Annotated in this window: 17 protein-coding genes and 1 tRNA gene; 5 read left to right on the forward strand and 13 right to left on the reverse strand. The window is 69.5% G+C overall.

Annotated features, from left to right (window positions below; all coding sequences use genetic code 11):
* The first annotated feature begins 44 nt into the window (after positions 1-44).
* A tRNA-Thr gene (locus BGK67_RS19580) sits at positions 45-119 on the forward strand.
* Positions 120-166: 47 nt separating this feature from the next.
* Here BGK67_RS19580 and BGK67_RS19585 read toward each other — a convergent pair.
* The 6 genes from BGK67_RS19585 to BGK67_RS19605 form a co-directional block, all read right to left on the reverse strand.
* Entirely contained in the window at positions 167-1,588 is a 1,422-nt protein-coding gene (locus BGK67_RS19585) for a tyrosine-type recombinase/integrase (protein ID WP_069921296.1), read from the reverse strand.
* A 70-nt stretch (positions 1,589-1,658) separates the two neighbouring features.
* Entirely contained in the window at positions 1,659-1,859 is a 201-nt protein-coding gene (locus BGK67_RS19590) for a helix-turn-helix domain-containing protein (protein ID WP_069921297.1), read from the reverse strand.
* Between the two features lie 172 nt (positions 1,860-2,031).
* Positions 2,032-3,282 carry a DUF3631 domain-containing protein gene (locus BGK67_RS19595; RefSeq protein ID WP_069921298.1) on the reverse strand — a complete coding sequence of 417 codons (1,251 nt, stop codon included), beginning with the start codon at positions 3,280-3,282 and terminating at the stop codon, positions 2,032-2,034.
* Positions 3,282-3,431, reverse strand: coding sequence for a hypothetical protein (locus BGK67_RS38955; RefSeq protein WP_167739521.1), 150 nt, complete (start codon positions 3,429-3,431; stop codon positions 3,282-3,284). Before BGK67_RS38955 ends, BGK67_RS19595 begins: the two co-directional genes overlap by 1 nt.
* A 203-nt stretch (positions 3,432-3,634) precedes the next feature.
* On the reverse strand, positions 3,635-4,540 hold the full coding sequence (locus BGK67_RS19600) for a bifunctional DNA primase/polymerase (protein ID WP_069921299.1): 906 nt from the start codon (positions 4,538-4,540) through the stop codon (positions 3,635-3,637).
* Positions 4,537-5,235, reverse strand: coding sequence for a DNA cytosine methyltransferase (locus tag BGK67_RS19605; RefSeq protein WP_069923978.1), 699 nt, complete (start codon positions 5,233-5,235; stop codon positions 4,537-4,539). Before BGK67_RS19605 ends, BGK67_RS19600 begins: the two co-directional genes overlap by 4 nt.
* Before the next feature lie 249 nt (positions 5,236-5,484).
* On the opposite strand from BGK67_RS19605, the gene BGK67_RS19610 reads away from it, so the two are divergent.
* On the forward strand, positions 5,485-6,447 hold the full coding sequence (locus BGK67_RS19610; RefSeq protein WP_069921300.1) for an HNH endonuclease: 963 nt from the start codon (positions 5,485-5,487) through the stop codon (positions 6,445-6,447).
* 251 nt (positions 6,448-6,698) lie between these two features.
* On the opposite strand, the gene BGK67_RS19615 is transcribed toward BGK67_RS19610, so the two are convergent.
* The 3 genes from BGK67_RS19615 to BGK67_RS19625 all read right to left on the reverse strand — a co-directional run bounded on the left by BGK67_RS19615 (position 6,699) and on the right by BGK67_RS19625 (position 11,148).
* Entirely contained in the window at positions 6,699-7,175 is a 477-nt protein-coding gene (locus BGK67_RS19615; RefSeq protein WP_069921301.1) for a hypothetical protein, read from the reverse strand.
* A gap of 209 nt (positions 7,176-7,384) precedes the next feature.
* Positions 7,385-9,508 (reverse strand): hypothetical protein, encoded by a 2,124-nt coding sequence (locus BGK67_RS19620; RefSeq protein WP_069921302.1) that lies wholly within the window; start codon positions 9,506-9,508, stop codon positions 7,385-7,387.
* Entirely contained in the window at positions 9,508-11,148 is a 1,641-nt protein-coding gene (locus BGK67_RS19625; protein ID WP_069921303.1) for a hypothetical protein, read from the reverse strand. The genes BGK67_RS19620 and BGK67_RS19625 overlap by 1 nt, the downstream gene beginning before the upstream one ends.
* A 108-nt stretch (positions 11,149-11,256) precedes the next feature.
* Between BGK67_RS19625 and BGK67_RS38960 the strand changes: the two genes are divergently transcribed.
* Positions 11,257-11,418: a hypothetical protein gene (locus BGK67_RS38960; RefSeq protein WP_167739569.1), complete on the forward strand. Its 162-nt coding sequence runs from the start codon at positions 11,257-11,259 to the stop codon at positions 11,416-11,418.
* Here the strand turns inward: BGK67_RS38960 and BGK67_RS19630 are convergent.
* Genes BGK67_RS19630 through BGK67_RS19640 form a run of 3 tightly spaced genes read right to left on the reverse strand, consistent with a single transcriptional unit; the run spans position 11,415 to position 13,026 of the window.
* Positions 11,415-11,735: an RRQRL motif-containing zinc-binding protein gene (locus BGK67_RS19630; RefSeq protein WP_069921304.1), complete on the reverse strand. Its 321-nt coding sequence runs from the start codon at positions 11,733-11,735 to the stop codon at positions 11,415-11,417. The two genes, BGK67_RS38960 and BGK67_RS19630, sit on opposite strands and share 4 nt — an antisense overlap.
* Entirely contained in the window at positions 11,735-12,760 is a 1,026-nt protein-coding gene (locus BGK67_RS19635) for a DUF2637 domain-containing protein (RefSeq protein WP_069921305.1), read from the reverse strand. Before BGK67_RS19635 ends, BGK67_RS19630 begins: the two co-directional genes overlap by 1 nt.
* Positions 12,757-13,026: a DUF6284 family protein gene (locus BGK67_RS19640; protein WP_069921306.1), complete on the reverse strand. Its 270-nt coding sequence runs from the start codon at positions 13,024-13,026 to the stop codon at positions 12,757-12,759. Before BGK67_RS19640 ends, BGK67_RS19635 begins: the two co-directional genes overlap by 4 nt.
* Positions 13,027-13,413: 387 nt before the next feature.
* Between BGK67_RS19640 and BGK67_RS19645 the strand changes: the two genes are divergently transcribed.
* Entirely contained in the window at positions 13,414-14,202 is a 789-nt protein-coding gene (locus BGK67_RS19645) for a GntR family transcriptional regulator (RefSeq protein WP_069921307.1), read from the forward strand.
* Positions 14,199-14,852: a YdcF family protein gene (locus tag BGK67_RS19650; protein ID WP_069921308.1), complete on the forward strand. Its 654-nt coding sequence runs from the start codon at positions 14,199-14,201 to the stop codon at positions 14,850-14,852. The genes BGK67_RS19645 and BGK67_RS19650 overlap by 4 nt, the downstream gene beginning before the upstream one ends.
* A gap of 130 nt (positions 14,853-14,982) precedes the next feature.
* Here BGK67_RS19650 and BGK67_RS19655 read toward each other — a convergent pair whose 3' ends face one another.
* Positions 14,983-15,699, reverse strand: a complete 717-nt coding sequence (locus BGK67_RS19655; RefSeq protein WP_141754037.1) for a hypothetical protein — start codon at positions 15,697-15,699, stop codon at positions 14,983-14,985.
* Between the last annotated feature and the right edge of the window lie 27 nt (positions 15,700-15,726).

Consider the following 15,726-nt stretch of genomic DNA (forward strand, 5'->3'; position numbering starts at 1 on the left):
AGAGTGAAGCCGCTCCGTGCCCGGCATCGCGGCACGCGGCACGCGCCTCCTTAGCTCAGTCCGGCCAGAGCAACGCACTTGTAATGCGTAGGTCGTCGGTTCGAATCCGACAGGGGGCCCAGCGGAAGGCCCAGCCCAGACGTCGTCTGAGCTGGGCTTTCGTGTTTCACCGAATCTTGCGGCGCCGCCGGGCCCGGGCCGCGCGGGTGCTCTCTGTCTCAGTTCTGGTCTCAGACAGGGGTCCGGGGCCAGGTGCGGAAGCCTGCGCGGGGCCGGGTGCGGGGGCCGGCATGAACGCCTCGCCCATCCGCCGCATCGCTTCACGAGAGAGCTCGGAGCGGCCCTTCACGTAGCGGCGCGTCTGGCTGATCTGGGTGTGCCGAAGGATCTCCATGATGGTGGGCATGTCCACCCCCAATTCGTTGAGGATCGTCCCCGCCGTGTGACGGCTCCCGTCATGCTGGCGGCGGTCGCTGATGCCGGCTTCGTCGAGGAGCTCCTTGAATTCCGCCCAGTCGGCCCGAGGGTCCAAGGGCCGGCCGTCTTCGCGGGTGAATACCGCGTCGCACTCCTCCCACAGCTCCCCGGCCGCCCTCCGCTGCTCTTCCTGCCTCTCCTTGTGCTCCTGGAGGTAGGGCAGGAAGGGCGGCGGGATCGGCACGGGGTTCTGACTCTTCTTCGTCTTGGGCCGCGTGAAGGCCAGCCCCCCGCCCTTCCGCTCCGGACAGGTGCTGGCGTGCCGCCGGCACGTCGTGGGGCACGGCGGCGGGCAGCCGCGGACGTAGCCCTTGTGCGCCTGGCAGTCGGGCGGGCACGGCTCGAACCGGTGGAGCCGATCGCCGCAGGCCCGTGGGTCCTTGCAGCCGTGCTTCCAGGTGAGCCGCTGGAGCTGCCAGGCGGGGTGGAACAGTCCGTGCGTCAGGTCCACGTACGACCAGCGCAGGCCCAGGGCCTCACCCTGCCGGAAGCCCATGCCGACACCGATCGCCCACCGCATGAACGTCGGACGCTTCGCGGCGGCGGCGAGGAACGCCTTCGATTCATCGCGTGAGAACGGGTTCGCCTCCGTCTCGTCCACGGACGGCGGGTCCACGAGAGTGGCGACGTTCTCGTTGATGATCCGGCGGCGGTGGGCGATCTTCAGGGCGCGGGACAGGATCCGGTGCACCTTCAACACATGCGAGGCGGCGTGCCCGTCCTCGAGCATGGCCGCATACATCACCTCCAGGTGCTCGGGGGCGAGCTTGTCGAGGCGGTGCTTGCCGATGCCCGGGATGATGTCGTTGCGGGTCTTCGACCAGTAGTCGTCCAGCGACCGCGGCTTCAGCTTCAGGCTCGCGATGGTCGACAGGTACGTGTCCATCCACTCCGCGACGGTCGGCTTCCGCCCGGCCTTCGTGGCGCGCCCCTCGTCGCGCAGCTTCTCCAGCTCGCGGACCTTCTTGGCGACCGCGGTCTCGGTCTTGGCCCGGCGGTGCCGGCGGTCGGGGCCGCCGTCGGACTTCACGCCCATCGTGACGCGTCCGTGCCACCACCCGTCACTACCCAAGTAGATGGACGACTCCATGTTCGGCTTACGGGTGCTCATGGACTCCTGTGCTCCTCCATGCGGAAGGCGGCCCCCGGGTGTCCGGGGGCCGCCTGTGGTGGTGTCGAGATCAGATGGACTGCGGCTGGAGTTGGGCGGCGAAGCGGTCGATGTCGGCCCGCTTGATGCGGCGGGCCCGGCCGAGCTTGACGAAGGGCAGGTCGCCCGCGGCCATCAGCTCGTAGACGGTGGAGCGACTGAGCGAGAGCAGCTCGGCGGCTGCCTTCACGGTGTAGAGCACCCGGTCGACGGGCTGTGCGGTGGTGGTCACGGCTCATGTCTCCTTGGTGATCGTGTGGCCCTGTCTGGACCCTGGGAATCCGCAACAGCCGCAACACCGCAACATGGCTGGTCAGACGACTGCGCTTGTTGCGGCTCGCGGATTTGTTGCGGATGAGTGCCGCCACACGTCGGTGCGGCGGCACTCACGGGAGCAGGGCTGCTCAGCCTGCGATGTGGAGCGGGAGTGTGGCGGTTTCCGGTGCCGCGTTGCGGATGCCGATGGGGCTATCCGCAACGGATTCACCGCCTGTGGCCTGCGATGTTGCGGATGTTGCGGATGTTGCGGACTTGAGAGGGGGCGGGGGACAGTAGCGGGTCCAGGCATCGGAGAGGTCTTCCGCGAAGTAGCCCTTGGGTGTCCCGGAAGGCATGCGGAAGGTGCGGGGCCTGATGGGCTTGTTCGCGGGGGTGACGTACTGGCCGAGCATCTTCGCCAGAGTGCGTGAGGTAATCGGCTTGTCGTCCAGGTCGGCCCATGGCGAGTCATCGAGGGAGAGGAGGCACTCGAGGATGACGGCGGTGGGCATCCGGTCGGCTCCGCAGAACACCCTGTCGCGCAGGTCGGTCAGGAGCCGGATCCCGAGGGAGGCTTCCTCGTTGTCGTGGGCCGCGTTGATCAGCTCGACGCAGGCGGCGCGGGCCCGCTCCGGCCAGTCGCCTCCGGCGGCGTCCGCGACGGCCAGGAGGGGCTCCCAGACGTCGGCAGGCCGGTCGGTGACGCCTTCGGGCATCTTGGGCCACGCTTCGGAGACCTGTTCGCGGACGGTGTCCGCCCATTTGGCGAGGCGGTCGCGCAGGGCGTGGCCCTGCTTCTCGTGGACGCGCCGGCGGTAGGGCTCGCACGTCTCGTTCGGAGCGCGCTTGCGCATGCGGATGATGACCGAGCGGGACAGGATCGTGTCGGGCAGGGAGCCGAGGCCGGCCATGGCGACCGCGCAGAACGACGAGAACCACGCGGCAGTCTGGTTGGCGCCTTCACCCACGCAGCGCAGGGAGTTGCCGCCGCGGCGGTAGCCGGAGTTCAAGAACCCGCGGACGGGTTCGTTGTCTCCGGCCTTGGGCCCGAACACGGTGTCGATCTCGTCGAAGAGGAGTGTCGGGGGACCTTCGGGCGCGTCGACCAGCCGGAAGAGCGCGTTCGGGGACGCGTTGACCGTGGTGGCGGCCCGGGGGGTCAGGGTTTCGATGATCTCCAGGGCGCGGGACTTGCCCGATCCGGGTTCGGGGGACAGGAACGCGATGCGGGCGGTGCCGTCGAACGCGTCGATGAGGTGGGCGTGCGCGTCCCACAGGGTGACCGCGACGTAGGCCGCTTCCCGCGGGAAGACGTTGAAGCGTCGGTGGAAGGCTTCCACTTCGTCGAGCAGAGCGGCGCCGTCGATGGGCGCGGCCGGGGGCTTGCGGTCGCTCATCAGGCGGCCTTCCCTTCCTTGGCGGGGGTGAGGTGGGGACACAGAGTGCGGTGCCGTTCGTGGTCGGCGATCAGCGCGAGCGCGCGGTCCTGCCCGGCGGCGAACAGGTCCCTGCCGCACGCGCACCAGGACCTGACGGACGGGGTCACGCCGCGTCCAGGCGCGACGATGTGGAGCCACGCGACGGGGCGGCGCCCGTCGTCGGCGCGAGGGTCAGGGCGAAGGGATGAAGGGACGCCTTCGGCGACGACCTTCGGCGCGCCACTCCCGTCCTGGGTGGGGGTCGGTTCGGCGGAGCTGATCCCGGCAGGGGTGGGGGCAGGGCTCTTAGCTGGGGGGTGTTGGCGGCGGCTCATGCTGTGCTCCGGCCGCCGGGGTTGTTGGCGATGGACCAGTTGAGGGCGCTGGTGATGGCGGAGCGGTATTCGTAGGGCTTCAGGCCGGCCGTTTCCCCCCCCCGGCTAAGAGCCTCTTCAACCTGGACGCGGTCGAGATCGCCGGACGCGATCAGCCGCCCCAGGGCCCGTGTGGCCCGTACGAGTGCGGCGTTCCGGCCGCCCTCGGCCGCCGCCGCCACGTTGGCTGTCTCGTTGCGTAGGGCGGCATCCGCGTACGCAGCCCTGCGTCCTGTGGGCTTTGCGGTGTGTTGCTGGAGCGGGACGGCCTTGATGCGGGGCGGCGCGGTGAGGCGGGCGTGCATCCAGGCGGGGAGGGTGGCGGGCGGCCGGTCGTCGGTGGTCTCGTAGCGGCCACCGGGGAGGGTGCTGCCGGGGGCAGCGACGTATCCGCCCCAGGCGCGGTGGTCGATGTGCCGGCCGAGGATGTCCTGGTTGGAACGGATCCTGGTGCCGGGCGGGGCGGTGAAGTACAGGTGCAGCCCGCCGGACGGGGTGGCCACCGTGTACGTGTCCGGGAGCGTTTCGCCCAGACTCGTGCACAGGTTGTGGAGGATCTCGCGGCCGTGGTGGGTGCCGGGTGGGTCGGACGGCTTGGGTGCGTCGAGGTCGATGACGACGAGTCCGGCGGGACCGGTCGCCAACCCGATGTTGAACGCCCCGGCCGCCCACGCGGTGCGGATCTTGCCGGGGTCGGTGGTGGCGCGCTGCTCGGGCTTGGCGTGCCCGGCGGTGCACTGTCCGGTGCGGGGGCAGCGGGTCTCGCCGTGCAGGGCGGAGACCTTGGACCTGGGACGGAGAGGGAAGACGGGCCAGCCGCGTTCGGCGAGGGCCAGAGCCGTACTCAGCGCGTTCTCGTTCACGCGGCCACCGCCTCGGTCGCCACGTGGGTAAGGGCTCGCTGTCCGATCCAGCGGGCGTAGGCGGGCGGGATGGCCTCGCAGACGCCTTGGATGGTGGTGATCCACGGGGTGCCCATGGCCTCAGCGGCCGCGCGTTGCCATGCCTTGGAGTGGCGGCCGCCCGTGATGGTCATGAACGGGCGGTCGCTGGTGGGGAGGTAGCCGTTCCTCGTGCACAGCGGCCCATGCGGGGGATGGACGGGAGCGGTGAGGGGGAACGAGGTCTCGAAGAGCCGGTGGCGGTACATCCGCAGGCCGAACATCGGTCCACACAACAGGGTCGGATCGATGAGTTCGGGGCGGGCGGCCTCTACGTTCTCGATCACGTACGGCCGGCCCACGGCGCGCATCGCCGCCCTGGTGGGGGCGATCAGGTCCGGATAGCTCTTGTGGTTGTAGGCGTTGAGGGGGCTGTACTTCTGGCAGGGCGGGGAGCCGTGGACCAGGTCGTACTCGTGGCCGTGGGCGTAGAGGTAGTCGATGGCGTCGCCGTGAATGAACGTGAACGGGTACTCGGTGGCGCAGTCACCATCAAGGTCGACGCCGACGACGTCGAATCCGGCCTGGTGGTAGCCCATGGCCATGCCGCCGCGGTGGCAGTACAGGTCTAAGACCCTGGGCCGGCGTACTCGCCGAATGTCGGTGAGGTGGGTCATGCTGAAGACCTCCAAAGGTCTGTCAGGACTGGGAGATGAGGGACGGCCGAGTCTTTTGGCGAGAGGCGGCCGTCCCTTCCAGCGCCGGGTGGCGCTGGCCTCCCGCGTCGGAGGATGGCTCCGGCGGGCGGGAGTGTCAGTGGGGCCCGATACGTTGATCACGTGAGCCGTCCGACCCAGTCGCCAGGCGCGGCTGGGCACGGGGGACGGGTTTCGGGCGTAGAGGGAGTCGCATTGAGGGCGTGGCTGATGTACCTGGGTGAGGACCCCAAGCGCGTGGGACAGGGGTACGACGACCACCCCTCGACGCACTACAGCTGGAACAGTCGGGTGCCGAACTCGGCGACGGTCCAGGCCGGGGACACGATCGTGCTGTGGGACGGGAAGACCCTGCTGGGCCTGTCCGTCATCGAGGACATCAAGACCGGGACCGGCACGGCCGACGTCAGCTCCTGCCCCAAGTGCGGCAAGGCCGACATCGCCGAGCGCAAGACGATGACGCCGAAGTACCGGTGCTGGACCGATACCTGCAAGTTCGAGTTCGAGGAACCACACGTCGAGACGGTGGACGTCACGACCTACCGCAGCCAGCACGAGGCCGGCTGGATCGACCTGCGCGGCCAGGTCACCGCCCCGGAACTACGCGCCCTGTGCGAGCAGCCCAAGTCACAGAACGCCCTCCGCCGCCTGCGGTGGGAGGACTTCCGTAATCGGGTGGAGACGGGTAAGAACGCCACCTCCCTGAACATCGTCGACAAGGCCCGCAAGGTCATCGCCGGTGGCCATAGCGAGCGAATGGTCCGCGTCCGTAAGGGCCAGGCCGCGTTCCGGGCCTCCCTGCTGGAAGCTTTCGGCGAGACCTGCGCGTTCACCGGGCCGATGCCCGCGAGCGTCTTGGACGCCGCGCACCTGTACAGCTACGCGGCGAAGGCGGAGCACGCGGAGGCCGGCGGCCTGCTGCTGCGTAAGGACGTCCACCGGCTGTTCGACCTTGGGCAGATCGCGATCGACCCGAAAACGCTCACCCTCGACGTGACACCCGAGACCAGGGCATACCCCGTCTACGACAAGCTCCACGGCCAGGCCCTGACCATGGCTCTCGATAAGAAGCACCACAAGTGGGTCAAGGAGCACTGGGTCATGCACCGCGTCCAGAGCCAGGCGATCATCCCCGGGCAGGTCACTGGCACGCAGACCGCACTCACCGTCTGAGCCCTCCGCGTTTACGGGCGGGAGGTGAGGGCGCGTCCGACTCTTGTGAAACCGAAGCCGCCTTCGCCGTGTAAGGCGGGATCACGTTCGGCGTTGTGGTGGTCGGCGGGGTGAGTGTTCGTGGGCCCACCAACCGCCGGTGGGGCATTCGATCCAGCGGGCGATGCCGTGACATCGGATGCAGGTGGTCGTCTGGGCCGCAGGCGACGGGGGTTCGCCCTCGGTCTTGAGCACGTCTCCCATGGGGCTCCCTAGCGGTGGTTGATGGTGCCGTTGGCGCGGCCGAACATTCCGGACGCGGTGATGTGCTGGGTGACGTGCTGCACCGGTGCCGCACCCCGGCCGACGCGGGTGGCGCGGTGCAGGATCGGGGCGAGGGTGCCGGCGGCGATGAGGGCGATGGCGGCCCAGAGGGCTTCGGTCATGGCGATCAGTCCCGGGGCGGCGTAGGAGATTCCGAACCCGGCCGCGGCGATCCCACAGCCGACGGTCGGGGCGAGGAGCGCGGTCGTCTTGGCCCACGCCGGGACCGGTTGTGCGGCTGGGGCGGGCGGGGGCTGGGGGCGGGTGTAGGCGAGGGTGCGGTAGCCGCCGGCGAGGGTGACCATCTCGACTCCGGGCGGGAGTTCGGCGGGCAGCATCACCGGCGGTGGGATCGGGGTGGGGTGGTAGATCGGGTCGCCGTAGCGGGCGGGCGGGGTGGTGCTCTGGAGCGTATGGTCATGCACGACGGGGCTCCCTGATGAGCACGGGACCACCTCCCAACGTTGGGAGGTGGTCCCGTGACGGCTTGTCGTGTCGCTTGTCGTCTGGCTTGTCGCGTGCCTTGTCTTGTCGCTTGTCTTGTCACTTGTCACCTCCCAGGTCAGACACCGTTTACAAGCCCCACAGAGGCTCACGAGGGGTGTTCTGGCGGGGGTGGCGACAAGCGACAAGATCAGTCCTCGTCAGGGTCGTCTGAGGTGTGCTCGCGGGCGTGGGTGTGGTGGACGTAGCGGGTCTTGGTGCCGGCCCCGATCCGTACCGCTTCCCCTTCGTCGGCCCACGTCTTGAGCCACCCGACGACGGTCTGGCGGGTGGTGCCGTACCGGTCCAGGCCGCGGGCGATGGCGGAGGCTCCCGTGCCCTCGGGCCCAGCGGCGATCAGGAGCGTGAGCGCGGCCTGCCGGGCCGCGTTGTCCTCCTCGCGGTGCGCGGACAGGTTCAGCCCCGGCCGGGTCGGCGGTGCTTCGATGGGGTCGGGGGCGGTAGCGAACTGGGCGTCGATCTCCCGCCGGAACTGTTCGGCGAGCGCGTCCTCATCCGCGCCGGCCGGCGCCACCGGTGCGGCGCGGTGGGCGGAAAGGTTCAGGCCCCCGCCCGACGGGCCCCGGCCCATCGCGGGGTCGCGCGTGCCCGGTTCGGTGTCGGTGTGTTCGTGTTCGGTGATCCAGGCGGTGCGGTCGGCGTCCCAGCGGCGGGCGTAGTCGGGTCCGGCGGCTTTGGCGGAGATGGCGTCGAGGTAGGGGTGCCGGTCGGAGGTGGCGTGGACGATGTCGCGGATCTGGTTAGGCAGGATCCGCCACGTGCCGAACAGGGCGGCCGGGGATTCGGGAGTGCCCATGAAGCCGGTGCCCTTGTGGGGGGCCTGCTCGATCCGCAGTCCGTTCCCACCGGGGAACAGCTTGGACAGGTCCATGCCCTCGGTGGCCCCACCAGTCAATGCCACGCGCGTCTTCGCCTCGCGGCGAATCAGCATGTTCCCGAGGACCGAGCCGGTCGCGCCGAGCGCGGTCAGCACGGTGCGGATGCCCATGGCGCGGAGCATCCGGATCACTTCCAGGATCTTCTTGGCCAGCTTCTTGGTCTCCGGATCGTTGCTGACCAGGATCTCCGCGCCCTCATCGATCACGAGCATGATCTGCGGGATGGCGTGGCTGACGGGCAGCAGGTCGGTGTTCGCCTTGGCCATCAGGTCCTGGTAGGCCCGCTTGCGGTAGAGCCCGATCCGCAGCGCGGCGTCCAGCATCTTCAGGGCTTCCTCGTGGGTGGAGGCGAGCCAGTCGATGCCCGGCCGTATCACCTGCTGTCCGTCGCCGGTGGGTTCCAGGGCCGGGCGGATCCAGGGCAGGCCGGCGGATCCGGCGTTGAGGTCGATCACCCACGTGAGCATGTCGGTGGCGCGGGCGAACCCGGCCAGGATGACGTGGACCATGTTCGTCTTACCCGAGCCAGTCGGCCCGACGACCAGCGCGCACTGCTCGCGCAGGTAGGCGAGGATCTCCTCCGCATTGGTGCGGTAGCCCCACGGAACTCCGGTGTGGACCGACAAGGGGCTGTAGTCCGAGGGGTAGGGGACCTCGGCGGCGAGAACGTTGACCGTGGTCACGTCGATGAGGACGCGTCCCTGGTCGATGCCGGGCGAGGCGGCGGCGGTGCAGCCGTGCGGGAGGCGGGCATCGGCGGAAAGGCGGGCGTTCTCCCGGGCGATCCGGTCGTAGGTTGTTCCGCCGGACGGGAGTTCGGCGTCGATCGTGAAGCCGGTGTTCGTGGGCCACATCTCGACGGCCACGATCCGCAGGGTGATCCCGCAGACCCGCTGCACCCGGTCCACCCACTCGGCGGCGATGGCCCGCCGGTCGGCCGACAGTTCACGGGCCACCTGCCGCTCCACGGCGGCGAGCGCCTCCAACTCCCGCGCCTCCTCGTACAGCCCGACGGAGCGGGCCGCAGCTCCCATGCCGACACCGATCACGGCGAGCGAACCGAGAGCCGTCCAGGTCAGGGGGCCGGTGGCCAGGGCCCACGTGGTCCAACCGGAGCCGAGCAGCCAGGATGCGGCCCGCGCGCTGATGGTGCGGGCGGCGAGCTTCTGGCGCAGACCCAAGGCGGTGTGGCCGAGGGCGCCGACGGTGCCGACGGCCAGAGCCCAGCTGGGGGGCATGTGGGCAAGGGTTCCGACGGTGGCGACGGCGTAGGCGCCGGTGGTGGCGGACAGAGCGCCGGTGATGGGTCCGTGGCCGGCGGCCCAGTCCAGGGCCAGCCCGTTATGGGTGACGGTCTTGGTTTTGGTGGCGGTCATCAGACGTTCCAGCCCTTCTCGGCCTCGGGGCCGTTGCGGGGGTCCTCGTGCCGGGCGATGTCCTGCTCGTGGGCCTGCCGGAACGCCGGTCCCAGGTCCTCGGCGACAGCGGTCGCGGCGTTGAGCGCGCCGTAGATGTCGGAGAAGCCGTCCGCGACCGTCTTGTCAAGCGGGAACTCGGTGTCGGAGCGCTCAGCCAGCATCTGCATGATGTTCGCGATCGAGGCGAGGGCCTCGGGCAGGCCCTCGACCATGGCGAGGATCTCCATGGCGCTCTCGGGCTCGTAGGACTGCGCGGCCTGCTCCATCTCGGCAGCCAGCTCCTCGAACCTGAACCCAGACGTGCTGTCCATCGGTGCTCCTTCAGAGGTGGGAGGTGCGGGAACGTGCGCGGCGGGGCGCGCTGCCTTGTCGCCGATCTGCTCGGTGTCGTTGTCCTGGTCGCGTTCGCTGGCGGCCTGCTCCTCGGCGGCCTTCTCGTCTTCCTCGAGCCGGGCGCGGATGTCCGCGTCCCGGTCTTCGCGCTCGGCGAGCGCCTGGCCGAGGAGGAATCGGTACAGACGCCGGCCCGGGTGCTGGAGCCAGGCCCAACGGAGCTTTCGGCCCAGAGGGGTGGTCACCATGCCCAGGGCTCCCAGCAGCATGGCGAGGGCCGCAGCCGCCGCCCGGCGGGCCTGGAAGCGTGCGGCGGAGCGGCGCAGGGCTTTCCGTGCGGCCTTCTGGGCGGGGGCCTTGAGCTGCGCTACCCGCGCGCGGTGCGCAGCCTCCCGCACTCCCTGCCGTCCGGCAGCGACCGACCAGCCCGCACTGCGGTCCCGAGCCGTGCGTCCGGCAGCGACCGCCTTGTCTCGGACGGCGGCGGCCTTGCGCATGGTCTTGGCCAGGGTGCGGGCCGCCGGACCGCGGGCCTTCCCGGCCCCGGTCCTGCTTGCGGGGCTGGTCTTGGTGGCGGCGGTGCGGTTGGCGGCCTTCGCGGCCCGCCGGGTGTCGGCGACCTGCCGACGTGCCTGAACCGCCGCACTACGAGCGGCCGCACGGGTCGGTGACTGGGCCTTGGCTTGCGTACGCAGTGCCTGCACCTGGCCCGCACGGCCACCGGCCAGGTCGCCCAACGCGCGTGCGGCGCGCTGCCGGGCCGACGGCTTGCCGGTCTTGCCGAGGGTTGAGCCGGACCGTCCTGCAGGGCGCCCACCCGAGCGGTGGCGGGGGTGTCCGCCAGCGGCTTTGCGAGCCCCTGCTCCGTTGCTGCCGCCGTTACGCGGCGTCGTGCGGGGCTGGGACGGGATCCGCCCCAAGAGGCCACGCCCGCCGTTTCCGCTCGCTGTCCGGGCGGCGGCCGCAGTCGCCTGCTTGCCGGCATTCTTCTTCGCGGACTTGGAGCCGTGGTGGACGGCGGCGGTACCGAGGACGGCAGCCCCGGTCATCGCTACCGCGACGGCGATCGGGCCACCGGCCAGAGCTGCGGTTGCGAGTAGGCCGGCCGCCGTGTTCGTTCCGGACAGGGACAGCGGGATCACGGGAAATCCCCCTGCGGTGTGCTCGACCTTCTTCCCGTCAGCACCCTTGCTGGCCTCCGACGATGCGGGGGTGGGGGTGGATTCTTCGGGGGGTGCCTGCGGTTCGGTGATGGTCTCGGTCATGCTGAGGGTGCTCCTTCAGGGGAGAGGGGCCCGGCCGACGCTGTAGGAGGTGGGCGGCCGGGCCTCAGGGGCGGAAGGGTGCAGGTCACAGCCGCTAAAATGCGCGGCATGGGGGAGTTCGCGAGCAGGGGCCGCACGGTGCTGTGCAAGTGGTGCAACCGGCAGATCCCGCAGACACGGCGCTGGTTTCCGCGGCAGTACTGCAACCGCTGGCACAAGTGGAAGCACCGCATCACCGAAACGTTCGGCAGCATCCTCGACAGCGCTTAGCGCGAGGAGCAGGGAACACAGCAGCCGAGTGAGACCGGAATGACGTACCCGGCATCCAGACGGCAGGCCGGGCAAGTACGGCGGGCAGCGTTGGCCTTGGCGAGGGCGGCGGCCCGGCGTTCGGTCATCGGCCGCACGGGCTTGGCCCGCTCGACCAGGTACAGGTAGGCGATCAGCGGGCCGCGCCGCCGGCGGGGCCGCTCCAGCTGGGCGACGACATCCTGCCCGCCGGGCCGAAGCCCCGCGGCACGCAGTTGGCGCCTTGTGGCGAGCCCGTCGGGGGCCAGGCGCCATCGGTAGACCGGCAGGGTGCCCATCAGCCGAGGACCGGGGTGGCGGCCGCTTCGCGGAGTTCCTGGTAGCGGGCGGAAGCCCAGCCGACAGACCAGCCGGTCAGCTCTGCGGCGACCCGGACGGCGAGGCCGGCCGTAAACGCGGACTGCACGACCGCGCGGGCCCGGTCCTCGGGAAGTTTCTCTGGAGGCGGGCCCGAGGCCAGCAATTCGGCGCGTTCACGCTCGATCCGCTCTTGCTCACGGAGCTGTTCAAGGCGTTCACGCTCGGCTTGCTCGGCCCGCTCCCTACGCTCCTGCTCGGCCTTCTGTTTTGCCTCCAAGTCACGCTGTTGCGCGGCTTGGCGTTCAAGGCGTTCACGCTCGAGCTGCTGCTGTTCACGCTCGCGTTCACGCTGTTCACGGGCCTCCCGCTCAGCAGCCGCAGCAGCCTCGGCCCGCTCGCGTTCCTCACGGCGGATCCGCTCCTGTCGCTCGGCTTCCTCGCGGATGAGCTGGGCCTCGTGTTCACGCTGTTCACGGGCGATGGACGCCTCGTGCTCGCGGCGTTCACGATCCCGGCGCTCGCGGGCGTCCTCCCGGTCCTGCGCGGCCTTCTCACGGGCCTGCCGGTCTGTCCGGGCCTGCTCCTCCAGCCCCTGTACGGCGGCGGTGATGGCCCGCCGGTAGGCGAGCCCAGCCTCAGCCGTCACGATGAGCAGGAGAGGAGCCACGGAATGGACCGCCACCCCCACCAGGTCCCCGGCCAGCGCGGACGCGCCGACGTTGAGGGCAAGGGTCATGGCGCCGGTCATCCAGCGCAGGGCGACCGGCCACGGGCCGCCGTGCCCGCCAAGACGGGCCAAGACGGAGTCGAGGCGGACCACGATCACCACGGCCGCGTCGACCACGAGCGGCAGGATCGGCGCCGTCCACCGCCACTCTTCGGCGGTGTGAGCAGCCATGAGCGGCGTGACGGTGAGGACGGAGTAGAGCATCGCGCCGCCCACGATCAACCACGTGCCCACGGCCAGCGCGCGTTCCGCTGAACCGACGTGAACGCTGTTCATGCCGCGTCCCCCGGCACCGTCATAGCGGCGGGGCGGTTGGCCAGGTCCCGGCGGGCCGCCAGGACCCGATTGCGCGCCCGGCGGATCCGGCGGGCGTCGAACTCGGACGCCGGCCGGTCCAGCTGGGAGATCAGCGCGTCGAGCAGCTCGACTTCCGCCAGGATCAGCGGCATCTCGACCTTGATCGCGTCCAGCTCCGCGTCCGACGGCTCCAAACCGTCCGACCACGGGGTAACGATGCTCTGAAGTGCAGCGATGGACTTCACGGGTCTTGCTCCTTCGGTAGAGGAACGGGACCCAACAGCAGCCCCGGGTCTAGCCACCCGGGGCTGCACTGCGTTGGGGTGAAGCGGGAGGAACTCCGGCTCCCCTCGACCCCGCCCGTACGAGACGGGCGGAGGAGGCAACCGGCCGAGCCGAGGCCCGGAAGGTTGAAGTTCAAATTCATGGCCACTGTTGAGTTCTCAAGGCACCACCGCTTCCTTCGAGCCGTTTCACGAGCTCTCCGGGCGCCGAGAGCAGCCCAAAGAAGGCCCCTCTCCGGCCCGCTGTCCTAGGACTGCGGGCGTCTGTGGATGACTATGGACCGCAGTCCCAGGACTGTCAACAGTCCTAGGACTGTGTTTGACTGGGACCCATCGAGAGGAGTTCGCGTGGCACCCAAGTGGCGAGAGCTGGCCGACAAGCTGGCTGAACAGATCAGGCGGGGCGACTACGCCCCTGGCCAGCAGCTACCGCACATCCGGGACCTGGTGGACGCGGGCGAAGGCTCGAAGTCCACGGTCCACGCGGCGTACAAGGCGCTCGAAGCCGAGGGGCTGGTGACCTCTTCGCGGGGCCACGGGACAGTCGTACGGGAGCAGGCGCCACTGAAGCGGCTCGGCATTGCTCGGTACGACAAGGCGAAGTGGCGGGATGGCGACGAGGTCGCGTTCATCGCCGACCGCGTCGCGTCGGGTCGCGCCTACAAGCGGGGTGAGCAGACGCAGAGCGTCAGCCGTGTACCGGCGCCTCCGTTGGTGGCCGCGGCCCACGGGCTTCCCGAAGGCGCGGAGGTGTACGCGCGGGCGAGGCTCGTGAAGGAAGGCGACCAGCCAACGCACACCCTGACCAGCTACTACCGCCCCGAGCACGTCGAGGGAACGCGGATCGTCGACCCGAGCCCGGGGCCCGCCGGCCGTGGCGGCGGCTTCCGGGTCCTGTACGACGCGGGGTACGAGATCGACCACATGCGGGAGGAGCTGTTCGCGAGGGTCGCGACACAGGAAGAGGCGACGCTTCTTCAGCTGGCGCCCGGCGAATGGGTCGTTGAACTGCACCGGACCACGTGGACGGCGGACGAAACCGTCGTTGAGTTCGCCATCGGCTTGCATGCGGCCACCCGCTTCGCGTGGGCCTACGACTTCCAGGTCCCCGACTCGGCACGGGAGGCAACACAATGATCTCTGCGCAGAACTGGGCCGACGCCGAGCTGCTCTGGGACTTCCAGCAGATGCACCATGAGCCACGGCCCTGCTCTGTGGCGATTGGGCTCGGTAGTCACGACCTGGGGGTAGCGGAGGTCACGGCCGACCTCTACCACCGCGGCATGGCGCCGCTGATCGTGTTCACCGGCGCCACAAGCCGAACGACCCGCGAGCGGATGCCCCGCGGTGAGGCGGAGCACTACCGTGAGCGGGCTGTTGAGCTGGGCGTGCCTGCCTCTGCCATTCTCGTGGAGCCGCACGCGCGGAACACAGGCGAGAACATCCGTTTCTCTCGGGCGCTGCTCGTGGAGAGGGCCATTCACGTCGAATCCGTGCTGCTAGTCAGCAAGCCGTACGAGGAGCGTCGGGCCTACGCGACGGCCCGCAAGCTTTGGCCGGAGGTGGAGATCGTCAGCGCCTCCGCGCTGATGACGCTCACCGAGTATGTGGATTCCATCCAGGACCCCCGGCTGGTCTTCGACATGCTCGTCGGCGCGCAGCAACGGCTTCTTACATACCCGCAGAAAGGGTTCCTGAGTCACCAGGACGTCCCGCCCGCGGTTACCAGGGCCTACGAGCGCCTCTGCACGGGCGGCTTCACCAGTCGCCTCGCACCCGATCAGTGACCTCTCGCGCGGCGATAGGCAGCCAGGAGCGCTCCTGAAGCGTCGCGCCAGGAGCCGTGGCATCCATGCGGCTGAGCGGTGTCCCGACCGCCGTAGCGGCGTGCGCGGCGGCCGGGACGGGTAGATCGGTTTAAATGTTCTTAAAGTTGGTGTCGTACTCGTGAGCCACGCGATGCAACATCGAGTCGTAGTGGAAGATGCCGCCAACCTGCGGGGCTGGCGCGCCGGTGACCAGCTTCACGGGGGTCCCATCGTTAAGGAGCTCCACCACGACGATGCCGAGTCCGTCATAGCCGCGGTCGTTACTACCACTGCGTCGCGGAAGTCGGCTGACGGCCTCTATCGCCTTCTGCGCGGCGTACGGCTGCTTATGCACGTTGGCATCTGGACCGTTGTGACGGTTGGTTGGGCTGTAGAACTTGTCGGCGGCGTTCACCATGCAGAAGCCAACCGCGAGAGCTTGGTTGGTAGCCCCATGCACGATCTGGTGGCTTGAGTTGAGCTCGTCGTAAAGCCTCGGGCCGGCTTTGCTGTGCTCCGTCATGCAGGCCTTCGCCTCTAGAGCAACGAGGACTTGGCCAACGGGCGCCTCCGTGATGACCGGGAGCGCTTCGAAGCGGTTCTGCTCGTCTACCGTCAGCTCGATGCCCCATTCTTGAGCGAGCGACGCTAGCGTGTACGACTTGCGCTTCCGGCCGGCGCTAGTCCCGGGGCGGCAAAGAACGAGGTCAAGATTCTTGAATTTGTTGTTGACAAAGTCAACCATCTTGTGGTTGATGCCGAAGGCGACTTTGTTCGTCTCGACGTGAGACCGCAAGAGCCCGCTGGTTTGCATCAGATCGAACATGATCCCCCAGCATGCGACCTTCGAGTG

The sequence above is a fragment of the Streptomyces subrutilus genome (assembly GCF_001746425.1).
GTDB lineage: Bacteria > Actinomycetota > Actinomycetes > Streptomycetales > Streptomycetaceae > Streptomyces > Streptomyces subrutilus_A.